9 protein-coding genes are annotated in these 13,768 nt (G+C 55.4%); 5 read left to right on the forward strand and 4 right to left on the reverse strand.

Annotated features, from left to right (window positions below; translation table 11 throughout):
- The first annotated feature begins 91 nt into the window (after positions 1-91).
- From M3223_RS09905 to M3223_RS09925, 5 genes are all read left to right on the forward strand, one after another.
- A complete protein-coding gene (locus M3223_RS09905; protein ID WP_251561140.1) occupies positions 92-745 on the forward strand; it encodes a TetR/AcrR family transcriptional regulator in 654 nt (217 codons plus the stop codon).
- 48 nt (positions 746-793) lie between these two features.
- Positions 794-3,070, forward strand: coding sequence for an ATP-binding protein (locus M3223_RS09910; protein WP_251561141.1), 2,277 nt, complete (start codon positions 794-796; stop codon positions 3,068-3,070).
- A gap of 88 nt (positions 3,071-3,158) precedes the next feature.
- Complete coding sequence (locus tag M3223_RS09915; RefSeq protein WP_251561142.1) at positions 3,159-4,967, forward strand: ABC transporter ATP-binding protein; 1,809 nt, start codon at positions 3,159-3,161, stop codon at positions 4,965-4,967.
- A 249-nt stretch (positions 4,968-5,216) separates the two neighbouring features.
- Positions 5,217-6,497 carry an MFS transporter gene (locus M3223_RS09920; protein WP_251561143.1) on the forward strand — a complete coding sequence of 427 codons (1,281 nt, stop codon included), beginning with the start codon at positions 5,217-5,219 and terminating at the stop codon, positions 6,495-6,497.
- A 71-nt stretch (positions 6,498-6,568) separates the two neighbouring features.
- A complete protein-coding gene (locus M3223_RS09925; RefSeq protein WP_251561144.1) occupies positions 6,569-7,123 on the forward strand; it encodes a hypothetical protein in 555 nt (184 codons plus the stop codon).
- A 132-nt stretch (positions 7,124-7,255) separates the two neighbouring features.
- Here M3223_RS09925 and M3223_RS09930 read toward each other — a convergent pair whose 3' ends face one another.
- From M3223_RS09930 to M3223_RS09945, 4 genes are all read right to left on the reverse strand, one after another.
- Positions 7,256-8,764, reverse strand: a complete 1,509-nt coding sequence (locus M3223_RS09930) for a sulfatase-like hydrolase/transferase (RefSeq protein ID WP_251561145.1) — start codon at positions 8,762-8,764, stop codon at positions 7,256-7,258.
- Positions 8,765-9,282: 518 nt separating this feature from the next.
- On the reverse strand, positions 9,283-10,323 hold the full coding sequence (locus M3223_RS09935) for an oxidoreductase (protein ID WP_251561146.1): 1,041 nt from the start codon (positions 10,321-10,323) through the stop codon (positions 9,283-9,285).
- 446 nt (positions 10,324-10,769) lie between these two features.
- Positions 10,770-11,603 (reverse strand): winged helix-turn-helix domain-containing protein, encoded by an 834-nt coding sequence (locus M3223_RS09940; RefSeq protein ID WP_251561147.1) that lies wholly within the window; start codon positions 11,601-11,603, stop codon positions 10,770-10,772.
- A gap of 233 nt (positions 11,604-11,836) precedes the next feature.
- Positions 11,837-13,684 carry an ABC transporter ATP-binding protein gene (locus M3223_RS09945; RefSeq protein ID WP_251561148.1) on the reverse strand — a complete coding sequence of 616 codons (1,848 nt, stop codon included), beginning with the start codon at positions 13,682-13,684 and terminating at the stop codon, positions 11,837-11,839.
- Positions 13,685-13,768: the final 84 nt, after the last annotated feature.

The following is a 13,768-nucleotide window of genomic DNA, read 5'->3' on the forward strand; positions in this document are numbered from 1 at the left end:
CTTATTTTCCAGAGAAGGCGGTTTTTGGAGAGCGTTACAATGTACGGTCGCTTTCCGTCAGCCGCTTGGCAAGAGAAAGGAGGGCATCCGCATGCAACCTACGAATTCAAACTCAAACGGCTCTGCCCGGCCAGACAGCGAACCCGGCAAACGATCCCCTGGGCGGCCTCGCTCCGAGGAGCGGATCCCCGTCAGGGAGCTCGTGCTGCAAACCGCTTCTTCCCTGTTTATGGAGAAAGGTTACGATGCCGTTTCGTTGAATGAAATTGCTGAGCTGTGCGGCGTTACCAAGGCTTCGGTGTATTACCATTTTGACAGCAAACCCGCGCTGTTTACAGCGGCGGTGTCACGCATGCTGCAGCTTGCCCGCAAAGGCACCGAACGGATTTTGCTTCAGGAAGGAACCTTGCGAGAGCGCTTGCTGGCCGTTGCGGAGCGCAGGCTGGCCATGACTCAGCATATCGAATTTGAGACGCTTATGCGCGAGGCTTCCCATTATTTGAACGAGGGCCAGCGGTCAGCGATTCGCGAGGCTGAACAAGGGCTGCATGATTTGTTATGCGTCCATTTTGAGCGAGCTGGCACATCTGGAGAGCTCAGGCACGGCCACAATCCGATGCTGCTCGCTCATTCTTATACCGCCCTGCTTATGATCGGGAACCGCCCCGCAGCCAAGCGGATGTATCCCTCGACAGATGAGCTTGCTAAGCGGATTATGGATATGTTCTGGTCGGGAGTTTCCTGAACCGGATACCAGTCTGTGCCGTCCGTTTACGAAGAAAGGAACTACGGCATGTCCATCAAACTCAAATTGTCCGCATTAATATTCGCCGTCGTTACGACCGTGCTTGGTTTAACGCTGCTCGTTTTTTATCTTTATTCCAGCACACAGGTCCAGCATGCGGCGGAGCAGCAGATGGCAGCGGCGGAAGATCAATTAAAGTATACGCTTAGCCCGACGCTGAAAATCGGTTATTATTTGGATCTGGGTCTTTCCGAGCGGCAGCGAATCGCTTCCATTGCCGCCAAAGCGATACTCGGACCAAAATCCGAAAAAATAACGCCAGATAAGCTGGACGAGGTGCGGCTTCAGCTAGGCATGGACGGCTTGACCTTGATTAAAGAGGATCATGCAGGATTTAGCGTATTTTTATCGGCGGGCAAGGACATTCAGCAGGATGAGCCTGCTCTATTCCAGTCGCCGGAGCGCGAAATAATCCAGCAGCTGTACGATAAACAATATGTCACGCTGCCGGGAGGCATCAGCCTGCGGGATTTCTGGGCCAAAACTTCCGCAGCAAAAAACGGGATGCGTCTGTTGACCAGCTACTATTATGACGGCTCGACGGACTATATAATTCGAAGCGTTCGCCAAGGCGGCAGCTTAATTGCAGCAAGCCCTGATGAAGGCAGCTTAACGCTGGATAATTCTACGCTTGAGCTGCGCGGGCTGCTGGAAGTGAGCGGTTTTAACCTCGGCCTGCTTCCTTCCAACGCCACGCCCGGGGCCGGGAGCGCCGGCCTTCGCAGCCATGCTCCTGAATTCGGCACTTATAAGCTTGCTGCTGACGAAGATTACTCCTTCATCCACCAGGCAGCGCAAACGCAGCAAACGCTGCTTCAAAATATGAAAGTTGGCGGAAGGGAAGTGCTGCGCGGCTACATACCGTTTGAGGTAGACAGCATTCGTCAATACGTCATGATTGTTACGCTTGATAAGTCCGCCTTTAAGGAGGAGCCGAGGCGGCAGCTGATTTTGCTGTCTGCCATCTCCATCGTGCTGCTTACTATTACGGTTGTCGTCAGCTATTGGCTGGCCGGTGTCGCCGTCCACAATCTCCGGCTCGTCGTGCGCCGAGTGAACCAGATTGCCGCCGGAAATTTTAATTATCCCATTACAGTCCGGACGCGGGACGAGATCGGCGAGCTGGCATTCAGCGTTAACGTCATGTCTTCGAATTTAAACACCTATACAACCCGGCTCAAAGAATCGGCCGAGGAGCTGCGGAGCACCAAAGAGTATTTGGAATCATTTTTCACTCATACCCGCGACGCCATCCATGTCTATAATCTGAAGGGTCAGCTAATCAGCGCCAACCGCGCCTTTGAAGCCATGCTTGGCTGGCAGGAGGACGAGTTAACGGAAGACGGCATCAAACAGCTGCCTGCGGAGCAGCTTCAGGACGTGGAACGGATGATTGAGAGCGTGCTGCTTGGCGTTCCTTGGGTCGATGCCGAAACCTGGATGCAGACGAAGGACGAGCGGCGGCTCGATGTCAGCACAACGGCGTCTCCTATCCGCAACCAGCATGGCGTCGTCATTGCGGTAGCCTGTATAACGCGTAATGTTACAAGCCGCAAGCAGACCGAAGAGCTGCTGCGCCGCACCGAAAAGCTGACGATTGTCGGACAGCTTGCCGCTGGCGTCGCCCACGAAATCCGCAATCCGCTCACCACGCTGCGCGGTTTTGTGCAGATGCAGCTGAGCGGCAAACCTCTGTCGCCCTATTACTTGAACATCATGCTGTCCGAGCTCGACCGGATCAATTTTATCGTGGGTGAATTTCTCGTCCTCTCGAAGCCCCAAGCTGACCGGTATCAAGCCTGCGATTTGCGTCACATGCTGGAGGATATGGCCGCCCTGCTGGAGCCGGAAGCTATTCTTAATAATGTGAGCGTACACATGGATCTGGATGTAGGCGTTCCATTTGTCGTTTGCGAGCCGAATCAGCTCAAGCAGGTGTTCGTTAATATTATGAAAAACGGTATTGAGGCCATGCCGGAGCGCGGCGGACGGTTAACCGTTACGCTGCAGCAGGCGGATGATGATTTGGCTGAAATTTTAATCCGCGATGAAGGCGTTGGCATTCCCGAGGAACACTTGCATCGTTTAGGCGAACCGTTTTATACGAACAAAGAGACTGGCAACGGCCTCGGACTCATGGTAAGCCAGCGGATTATCAGCAATCATGGCGGCTCTATGTTTATTCGCAGCACCGTCGGTGAAGGCACGGAGGTTGTCATTCGGCTTCCCTTGCAAACTGGAACCAAGCGGTTGTTTCCGGCTTAAGCTTACGTGAGCTTAAGCTAAGCGTTTCCCTCATCGTATGCGGATAACAGATGACTCAGAGACCCCTGTATAGGAGGTGTCCAGCGAAATGAAACGCAAATTCGCCAAAGCTGCAGCCGCAGAAAAAACGAGCGCTCCTCTTTGGCCGATGTTTCGCCGCCTGTTTCTTCATGTCCGGGGACAATGGCCGCTGCTGCTCGCGGCATGGGCCGCAACGGGCTGCATCGCAGCCCTGCAATTTGTCATTCCTCGGCTTACCCAATATGCAATTGACCATGCCATTCCAGATCACAACTACGACATCCTTCCGGCGATTGCCGGCGGAGTAATGGCAACTGCCGTCCTGCTCGGCCTGTTCGGCTATATTAGCAGTTATGCGTTTGCCAAGGTGGGCCAGCGCACGGTGCTGGACATCCGCACTTCCCTTTACCGCCATCTGCAAAGCCTGGATTTGGCTTACTTCGACCGCAGAAGAACCGGAGAACTGATGTCCCGCGTTACAAACGACGTCAATCAGCTCCAGCAGATGGTCAGCGGAGGAACGATGGGCATCCTGACGGACGCCGTCACCTTTGTGGCAATTGCCGCTTTTATGCTCTGGCAAAATGTGCAGCTGACCGCCGTGCTGCTCCTGCTTTTTCCGCTTATGATGCTCGCCGCCCGAGTATACGGAGGAAAGCTGCGCCGCAGCTACCGAAATGTGCAGGAGACGGTAGCCGATATGAGCGGACAGCTGCAGGACAGCCTGTCGCAAATCCGGCTCGTTAAGGCGTTTGCGGCGGAAGAACGCGAAAATGAGCGCTTCGCCGAGCTCGGCGAAGCCAATAAAGAGGCGAATTTAGCAGCGACGCGATTTTCAGCGATGTTCGGGCCAGCCATCGATCTGCTGCAGTACGCAGGCATGGCGTTTGTGCTTGCATTTGGCTCCTGGCAGGCGATGCAGGGAGAAATGACGGCGGGAGCCGTTGTCGCATACCTCGCCTATTTGCGCCTGCTGCAAAATCCGGTCCGCCGCTTCAGCCGGCTCATGACAACGGTGCAGCAATCCGCCGCAGCCTATGACCGCATTGTGGAGACGATGAATGCCAAGCCGCAGGTCGCTGACCGCGAAGGAGCCGTGGAGCTGAACGTATCCGGCGGAGAAATCCGCTTTGAGGACGTTACGTTTGGTTATGGACAGCCATTTATAACTCCGCCGCTGCTGGAGCATTTCAACTTGACGCTTCCGGCCGGCCGGACAACGGCGCTAGTGGGCTCATCCGGCGCAGGCAAGTCCACGCTTGCCCATTTGCTGCTGCGCTATTACGAGGTATGGGACGGACGCATTACCGTAGACGGAGCCGAGCTGCGCGAGGTTACGCAGTCTTCGCTGCGCCGGCGGATCGGCATTGTGACCCAGGAAACGATGCTGCGCAGCGGGACGGTACGGGAAAATCTGCTGTACGGCAGACCGGAAGCCACGGAGGAGGAATTGCTGCAGGCAGCGGAGGCGGCGCGGGCGCATGGCTTCATCGAGGCGCTGCCGCAAGGCTACGACACCGAGATCGGCGAACGCGGCGTCAGATTGTCGGGCGGTCAGAAACAGCGCCTCTCTATCGCCCGGGCACTGCTGGCCGATCCAGCCATTATCGTGCTGGACGAAGCGACCGCATCGCTCGATACGGAATCGGAAGCGCTCATTCAGGAAGCTTTAGGAACGCTGCTAAAAGGCCGTACTTGTCTCGTTATCGCACACCGCCTCTCTACCATTCGCAGCGCCGACTGCATCGTCGTGCTGGAGAGCGGCCGCATCGCGGAAAGCGGGACTCATGTAGAGCTTTTACAAAGGGACGGGCGCTACCGCAGCCTGTACGAACGTCAGTTTCCGCAGGTCGATACCGATGCAGAAGGCGGCTGAACCCGAACCTCGGACGGCAGGAAACATCACCGTCATCTACCTGTGTCGATCGGACTATTCCCAGTTATAAGCCAAATGTCAGCCGTATGAAAACCGGCGCGCCGTTGCATAGTAATTTGGCGTCAAGCCGCCTTCACGGTGATTTGAACAGCTGCAAAAGAGGCGGGGTAACATGATTCAACTGGCCTTGGCAGCATCACCGTTCTTATAACGGCAGACGATTGCACGACGGGAGGATGCCAACCGGTCATGTCTTTGTCTTCTAACACGAGCAACAAATCCGCCCTGCTGGCTCTTGCCTCCGTACCGCTCATTATGACGCTTGGCAATTCTATGCTAATCCCGGTGCTTCCTGCCATTCAGGAAGCGCTGGGCATTTCATCGCTGCAGTCGAGTCTGCTCATCACCGTGTACTCCGTAATGGCGATTTTACTCATACCGGTGGCAGGATATTTGTCGGACCGCATCGGCCGCAGGAAAGTCATTATCCCTAGTCTGATTTTGGCCGGGGCCGGCGGGGCTTTATGCGGATGGGCCGGCGGCTTAGGCCAGTCCGCATACGCTCTTATTCTGGCGGGCCGAGTGCTGCAGGGCATCGGCGCAGCCGGAGCGATGCCAATCGTACTGCCGCTAGTCGGCGACATGTTTCGCCGCGAGGAAGAGGTCAGCGCCGGACTCGGACTTATCGAAACGGCGAATACGTTCGGCAAAGTGCTCAGTCCCATCGCCGGAGCAGCTCTGGCGCTGCTGGCCTGGCAGGCGCCATTCTGGACGGTTCCTTTATTGTGCGCGGTATCCATTGTGCTGCTTCTGATTCTGGTAAGAACTCCTGAAAAAAAAGCCGCCATTCCCATATCGCCGAAACGGTTCATCGGCAATGCGTTTAAGCTGTACAAAGCCAATGCCCGCTGGCTGACAGCATTGTTCATCATCGGCTGCCTGAGCATGCTGGCGCTGTTCGGGCTGCTGTTTTATTTGTCGGAAACGCTGGAGAAAACCAACGGCTTAACCGGCATAACGAAAGGGCTTGTGCTGGCCATCCCGCTCGCCGTGCTTTGCGCCGCCTCTTTCACGGCGGGCAAGCTGATCGGCGAGCATAAACAAGCGATGAAATGGACGATAACCGCAGGCATGGCGCTTGCCGCCGCAGCTATTGCCCTATGCATCGCCGACATGCCGACGGCGGCTCGCATCGCCTGGCTGAGCGCCGCCGGGCTTGGCCTCGGCGCCGCCCTGCCCTGCCTCGATGCCTTCATTACCGAAGGCATCGCCAAAGAGGAGCGGGGCACGATCTCCTCGCTTTACAGCAGCATGCGTTTTGTCGGCGTGGCGGCCGGACCGCCCGCGGCCTCGCTGCTGCTGAGAAGCTCCGTGCCCCTGCTCCTTGCCGTAATGGCCGCCTGCGCAGCGGCGGCCGGACTGCTTGCGCTGCTGCTGCTTCGTCCCGGCAAGCAGCAGCAGCGCGAGCTTCAGCGCGCGGGCTACGCCGCCGCGCGCCAGACGCGCCGGGGACGTGCCGGCGCACGATGATGCGCGCGCTGCAATTTAGCGGGGATCCATAGAATTACCAAACGGCCGCCTGCTCAAAAGCAGGTGGCCGTTTGACGTATAGAGAATATCCCTTGATTGAGGAGTTGATTCATTTGGGGATCTTCAACAAAAAAGCTGTTGTTTTATCTTTGACAGCAGCAGGTTTGCTATTATTAGGCGGCCTTCTCTTTATTGTTATCAACCGCACGACAACAGGAATTCTTTGGAAACACGGAGTAGATAAAACTGAAATCAAACTAACGATGGAGAAAACATCGTTTCGTTTTTACCTATATGAAAAGAAAGACGGAACGCAATCAAAACTAGATATACTGACACTTCGAAAGGAAGACGAAAAATCACTTTGGCGATATTACTATGACACCAAATTAATTAATGGCCATAGTGAAATTGTCAAAGCTTTTTATCCAACTGTAGAAAATGGGAATATGGTCGGGCATACCGTTTGGGGCGGCTCTTTAAAAAAATCCGCCTCTAAAATTAATCTTCGTTCATCAAGCGGAAAAATCGTTCCGGCCGAGTTAACTTTTACAGCTGAAGACGGAACTACTTATTTTCTGCATGATGCAGGAAATAACGATAGCGAGGTTGAGATAGTCGATTGATTCACTTCTATTTTCATGTTCTACATAGAAAACCCCCGGTACCATAAAAGGATCCGGGGGTTTTCAAGTATAAAACATAGTGATTGCTCAACTTCAACCTGTGCAGTCAACCGTCAGCAACAACCAGCCCCGCTACTCCATGCGCATGCGCTTGAACTGCTTCAGCAGGGAGTCCTCGTGGCGGATCATCCAGTCGGCGAGCGACTGGCGCAGCTCGGCCAGCTTGCCGCTGTAATCGCTGCGGTTGATCAGGTTTGTCATCTCATGCGGATCGTTCGCCAGATCGTACAGCTCGTCCATGTCGCCGCAGTTGAACACGTATTTGTACGTGTCCTTGCGCAGCATGCGCTGAGTGAACATAGCGGCCTCCAGGCCTGCGCCTTCCGTTACGACGCAATCCGGCCAATTGTCGACCTGCTTGCCTTCCAGCATCGGCGCAAAAGACTGACCGTCCGATCCTGCAGGAGGAGCTTCAATTCCGGCGATGTTTAGAATCGTCGCATGAATATCGCAGGTGCCCACAAAGCTGGCCTCGCGGCGCGCCTCGTTGTTGGCTCCGGCAGGCTTCACGATAAGCGGAATACGGCAGGTTTCCTCGTACATAAAGAACGATTTGTCGCACAGGCCGCCGTGGATGCCGAGCGATTCGCCGTGGTCGGCCGTAAAGATAATGACGGTGTTATCGTACAGATCATGCTTTTTCAGGTAATCAAACAGACGTCCGATCTGATCGTCGATGCTGCTCATCGCGGCATAGTAGTGTTTGATGTACGGCACAAAATCGGCCCATTCCTTCGTGTTGCCCTTTTTAATCTGATGAATGGATGGTTTATCCTTGTTGTCGTCATAAAAGTTCGGCCAAGGCTCCAGCTCTACGTCTCGGTACCAGTCCAGGAACTTGGTCGGCGCAATGTAAGGCTCATGCGGACCCCAGAAGTTCATAGAGAAGAAAAACGGCTCGTCGCGCTCGCGGAACTGATCGATATAATGAATGGCGCGCTCTGTCAAATAGTATTCAACCGTCGATTCAATCGGAGAAGTCAGCTCGGAGGCATAGTGGAACTCAAAATGCCCGCTCACTTTATTCTCCTCCTGCCAGGTCAGACCGTTCTGCGCCAAATAATCCTTGAACAGCGGATAGTTCATGCCGCCGCCGCCGTGACCGGCAAAATCGTCCGCCTCATAACCGACGTCTGAAGGCAGCGAACGGACGCCCGCATGAATGTCCGGGAAACGCATGTAAGCGAGGTTGTCCCGCAGCCATTGGCCCATCTCCGGCCCGAAGCCAAGATGCCATTTGCCTGTATAGCCAATGCTGTAATCCTGCTCTTGAAGCTGTCTGCTCAGCAGGCGCGGCGTGTCCGGCAGCTCGTGGACCATGCTGCCCATGCCGTACGTATTCGTTTGCATGCCATGCTTGAACGGATACAGGCCCGTTTGCATCGAAGCGCGCGCCGGCGTACATACAGGGCAGCTCGTGTACGCATTGTCAAACACTACGCTTTCTTTCGCAAGCTCGTTCAAATAAGGAGTGCGGCATACCTCGCCGCCGTAGCTGCGCAGCGTATCGACACGCTGCTGATCCGTCTGGATAAACAGAATGTTGGGACGGCGCTTCGTTTGTTCATTCGTATTCGACATGATTGAGCCTCCTAATAGGAATAACTTCTGATTCGCGACTGCGGTAAAAGGTACCTGGATCTGGCACGGACATATGCAGGAAAGGGGAAGCGCTTGCAGATCAAACCGGGATTTCCGAATCCTCATCCAAACGATGACCCGGCATAGCCTAACAGCCTAACGCCTCGCAGCTTCTGCGGCCGTTCCTATTCCACATGCTACCTCCCGATCCCTGCATCGTAAACTTGTGAAAGATGCTTTTGCTTTGTTGCTTTTTACTTCACCTCTCTCAGAATAGACAATCCTGCGATATGTCATTCCTGCCCTGACTTGTTGTTTTTGACCTGGAGCGGCTCAACCGCCCGTCCTGTCCCGATTTAACGATGTTTTTGGAGCAAGCCAAATAACCATTCCCTTCCCCATGCCTCCATTGCGGAAACATGCAAAAAGGAATGGTCCATATTGATCATGAAAAGGAGCTCCCCGTATACAATGTAATCGAGACCTAACAAACTAACCGCCTAACGGATTGGAGTGTATTATAAATCGATAACACGTTTCTCCTTGGCGCTCCGCTGCGCCGCTTCAATCAGCCGAATGACTCTCAGCGCATCCCGCGGCTCCACCTGCAGCGGCTCCTTGTTGCGGATCGCGGCGGCGACGCCCCGATAAAACAATTCGTAGCTGCCCGGTATCGTATCCACCTTCGTGCGCACAGTAAGCTCTCCAACCGCCGTCGTCAGCTCGCCAAAACATTCGGGCTTATCCGTTCCCCAGTCAGGGTCGCCCGGGCGCAAGCCGGCTTTAAGCTGCTCCTCTTGAGGATCGAGTCCGTATTTGTTAAAGCTGCCCAAATCTCCATGCACCATAAAACGCGGACCGGCCTGACGCACGAGCGTACCCGCCCGCAAAATCGCCCGGGACTGCGGGTATCCGAGCACAAGATGGAAATAGTCAACCGTTTCCGCGCCCTCGCGGTCCAGCCGCAGGTCGGCCCAGATCGATTCCGGCATGCCGAGCACCTGCACCGCCTGGTCAATCAGGTGAGAGCCAAGATCGTACAAAATGCCTGAGCCCGGCAGCGCTTGCTCCCGCCAGGCCGTCTCGCCCTCCACTTCCGGAGTGTAGCGGTCATAATGCGCCTCATAAACGGATACACGTCCAATCGCGCCGGATGCCAGCACCTGATTGACCGTGAGAAAGTCGTTATCCCAGCGCCGGTTATGAAAAACGCTAAGCTGGACGCCCTTGTCCCGCGCCAGCGCAATCAGCTCCTCGGCCTCTGCAGTTGTGATCGTAAACGGTTTTTCCACGACGACATGTTTTCCGGCCAAAATGGCCTTGCGGGCATGCTCGGCATGCAGCGTATTGGGGCTGGCCACAACGATCAGCTCCACCTCGCTGTCCAGCAGCGCTTCAACATCATCGTAGACCTCAACATCCGCGAAGTCCTCGCGCACCTTCTCCTTCTGCGATGTTACAACTCCCGCCAGCTTCAGCCCTTTCTCCGCCGCGATCAGCGGCGCGTGGAACACCGAGCCGGACAAGCCGTATCCGATCAAGCCCGTTGGAATTTCCATTGGTTCGTCCCTCCGTTTGCCTGTTTCCGCTATGCGTAACCTGCTTGTATGGTGTTATACCTTACCCGCTTTGCATCGGAAAGAAACGAAGGCTCAAACGCCTCAAATTGTTCGCATGTTAGAAAAATGCAGCATCAAGGCCTATAGTAGAATGAAAATATGGAGCTCGACAAAAGGCAGATGCTGTTCATTAATAGGGTCAGTAATCTTTATAAAGAGGAGTGATTCGGGTGAATTCCCCCGGTAAAATTTTAATCGCGGCGTTTCTTTTTTCAGCGGTGTTAATAGGGCTTCTGTACATGTGGGTAAATAGCTGATTCAAGTGAGGTGAACCATCACTTAAATTCACAAAAAAAGCCGTCGCAGAAGCGACAATGTCATTAAGTTAGCCCTTAAATTAATGACATTGCGCGGAAGCGACGGCTTTTTACTTTATTGCCAGCGGATCAGTCAGCCAATCGGTAACCGACTCCGCGTACAGTCTCGATATAACTCGGAGAAACAGCGCTGTCGCCCAGCTTGCGCCGGAGACTTTTGACATGCACATCAACGACGTTGCTGTTGCCGAAAAAGGTCGCTCCCCAAATATCTTCCATCATGTGCTCGCGGGTCAGCACCGCGCCTTCCGCCTGGATGAAATGGAGCAGCAGCTCGTACTCCGTCTTTGTCAGGTCGATCCGAATACCCGAGCGGAATACGGCCATGCGCTTTGTATCGATAACGAGATCCTTGAATCCGAGCATGCTAGGATCGCCGGTTTCGTCCACGGCCGGCTCGCGCAGCAGCCATTGGCCGATGCGGTCCAGCATCTCATGAGGCGCGGCAGAGCTAAGCCCCCATGCTTCGGCAGCTTGGCGGGCGGCTTTGCCTCCGTAAGAAGCGGAGCCTCTTTGCGGCTTAATGGAAATTGAACGTTTGCGCTTCGCCGGATCGGCGATAAACGTGCGGAAGCCGGGATCCGAGCTCAGAACGTTAGCTGCGCCGCCGTCCAGCAAGTACATATCCGCTTGCAGGCTATGCAGCACGAGATCGTCTACACGGTGGAATACAAGCACATCGTAACAAGCGGCCGAAAGATCGCGAATCAGCTCATGCAGCAGGTTCGGATACGGGCTAATCAGCACGATACGGCGGGTTGAAGCGCATAAAATAACCGGACTGGTCGAGACGGAACGTGCTTGCTCCTCTTCGGCCTCATTCAAGCTTTGCACCGCAGGATATCCAGGCAAATGAAACTCCGCCAAACGCTGCAGTTCTTCGTCAGTATGGATCGTCCTCACTCCAGAATCTCCTCCCATTCTCAAACTAGGGTCCAGAGGATAAATTCCTTGCCTACCCATTCCCGGTATCCGGGTCTCTTTGTTGTGTCTATCTCTATATGGATCTGGTAAAAGCAACCAATTAAATCGGGATTTCTCCAACGTGCTGGCGCAAGCCGCTTTCTCTGTTGCATTTAAGTATAGGGGCTTCGACAAAATGGGTCAACCATGCGGGCTGAGCCGACTTCTGCGCCTCATAACCGGGACTGGTTTTCCGTATCTTCCGCTACTAAACTTTGCTGCTCCGCCGTCCGCAGCTGCCGCGTCGCAAATTCCCGGTAAAGGTCATGCGAAGCCAGCAGCTCCTCATGGGTTCCTCTGCCGGTAATCCGGCCCTTTTCGACAAAAAGAATCTGGTCCGCATCCACTACCGTGGATAAGCGGTGCGCGATAACAACGGTTGTGCGGCCTTCCATCAGATTGCCGAGCGCCTGCTGCACAATAATTTCGGATTGGCTGTCAAGCGCAGAGGTCGCTTCATCCAGCAGCAGCAGATCCGGAGCGCGCAGCAGCGCGCGGGCGATGCCGATCCGCTGGCGCTGGCCGCCGGACAGCTTGATGCCGCGCTCGCCGACCTGCGTGTCATACCCTTCCGGCAGCTCGCTGATGAACTCGTCGGCATAGGCCAGTCGGGCCGCTTCCTTCAATTCCTCTTCCGACGGCGTACGCTCAATGCCGTAGGTCATATTTTCCCGGATTGTGCCCGCCATGAGCGGGCTTTCCTGCGCCACGTAGCCGATCCGGCTGCGCCAGCTCGCCAGCGAGTAGCTGCCGATCGGCTCCCCGCCGATCAGAAGACTGCCCTCGGTTGGCTCGTAATACCGCTCCAGCAGCGAAAACAGCGTCGTTTTGCCGCCGCCGCTCGGACCGACAATTGCCGTCACCTGTCCCGGATGCAGCGTAAAGTCCATTCCTTGCAGGATTGGTTCACCGTTTTCATAGGCAAAGCCGACGCCCTCGGCCGAAATAGGCAGCTGCGCCCGCTTGAGCTCCCTGCCCGCAGCGAAGTTCTCCTCCGGCTCTGCAAGCGTCGCGTTGATCCGCTCCGTCGCTCCCATCGCTTTGTTAAACTGGGTGAAAAACACGGCGATTTGGCTAAGCGGCATAATAATTTGCATCAAATAAAGGATAAACGCGACCAAGTCGCCAGCCGTTATGGCCCCGGACGAAACACGCACCCCGCCGTACCCGATAATAATGACGAGCATGAGCATGATGGTCAGCGACACGGCCGGGCCAATCATGGCTCCGGCTGCGCCCTCGCGAACGCCGAGCTTTTGCAAGGAGCGTATGCCCTTCATCCCCTCTTGAAGCTCGCGTCCTTCCGCGCCGGATGCCTTAACAAGCCGCACCTCGGACACGACATTGTTCAAATGTCCGGAAAAAGCCGCCGTCTCATCCTGCGTCGCTTTTGCGATGCGGTGCATGCGAATGCCCAGCGGCACCATGATGCCCGCCAACAGCGGAATCGCCACGAGCAGAATAAGCGTCATCCGCCAATCGAGCAGAAGCAGCAGCACGAGCGCGCCTGCAGCCGATATGATGCCGGTAATAAATCCGACAAGATGATCGGTGATAAGCCCGCGTACAACGAGCGTATCGCTCGTCATGCGGCTGACCGTTTCCCCGGTCTGATGGCGGTCGTAATAAGGAACCGGCAGCGCCATCAGCTTGCGCCAGAGGCGCTCTCTTAAGCTGGCGACGACATGCTGGCCAATTCGCGCGAGCAGGTAGCTGGAATAAGCTCCACCCGCTGCCTGCAGCAGGAAAAAGAGCACCAGCAGCACAATATGCATAGCGCTCAGCTGGCTAAGGCTGAAGCCGTCGATGAACTGTTTCGTAGCCATCGGCACGACAAGGCCGGCCGCGGTCGCTACCAGGCTGAGTCCAAGAGCGGTGGCGGCCAGTTTGCGCGGAGGCTTCGTATCGGCGATTAGCCGGATGAAGGAGCGCCAATTTGCGCGGGGCTCAGGTTTGGCTTCGGAGCCGGCCGCTTTTTGGCGGCGGTTGTTTGCAGCGGATGAGGCGGTTGTGGAAGACATGATCGGCATCTCCTTTTGCCTAAATAAACTAATACAGCCATTATAGGCTTGCCCGATTTACGCCTGCAATCGGACCGGAGGATG

The sequence above is a fragment of the Paenibacillus pasadenensis genome (genome assembly GCF_023715725.1).
Classification (GTDB): Bacteria; Bacillota; Bacilli; order Paenibacillales; family Paenibacillaceae; genus Paenibacillus_O; species Paenibacillus_O pasadenensis_A.

Excerpts from the sequence above, each read along its gene's own strand:
- M3223_RS09930 (WP_251561145.1), bottom strand. The coding sequence starts at position 8,764 with ATGTCGAATACGAATGAACAAACGAAGCGCCGTCCCAACATTCTGTTT.
- M3223_RS09935 (WP_251561146.1), bottom strand. The coding sequence starts at position 10,323 with ATGGAAATTCCAACGGGCTTGATCGGATACGGCTTGTCCGGCTCGGTG.
- M3223_RS09905 (WP_251561140.1), top strand. The coding sequence starts at position 92 with ATGCAACCTACGAATTCAAACTCAAACGGCTCTGCCCGGCCAGACAGC.
- M3223_RS09920 (WP_251561143.1), top strand. The coding sequence starts at position 5,217 with ATGTCTTTGTCTTCTAACACGAGCAACAAATCCGCCCTGCTGGCTCTT.
- M3223_RS09910 (WP_251561141.1), top strand. The coding sequence starts at position 794 with ATGTCCATCAAACTCAAATTGTCCGCATTAATATTCGCCGTCGTTACG.
- M3223_RS09915 (WP_251561142.1), top strand. The coding sequence starts at position 3,159 with ATGAAACGCAAATTCGCCAAAGCTGCAGCCGCAGAAAAAACGAGCGCT.
- M3223_RS09945 (WP_251561148.1), bottom strand. The coding sequence starts at position 13,684 with ATGTCTTCCACAACCGCCTCATCCGCTGCAAACAACCGCCGCCAAAAA.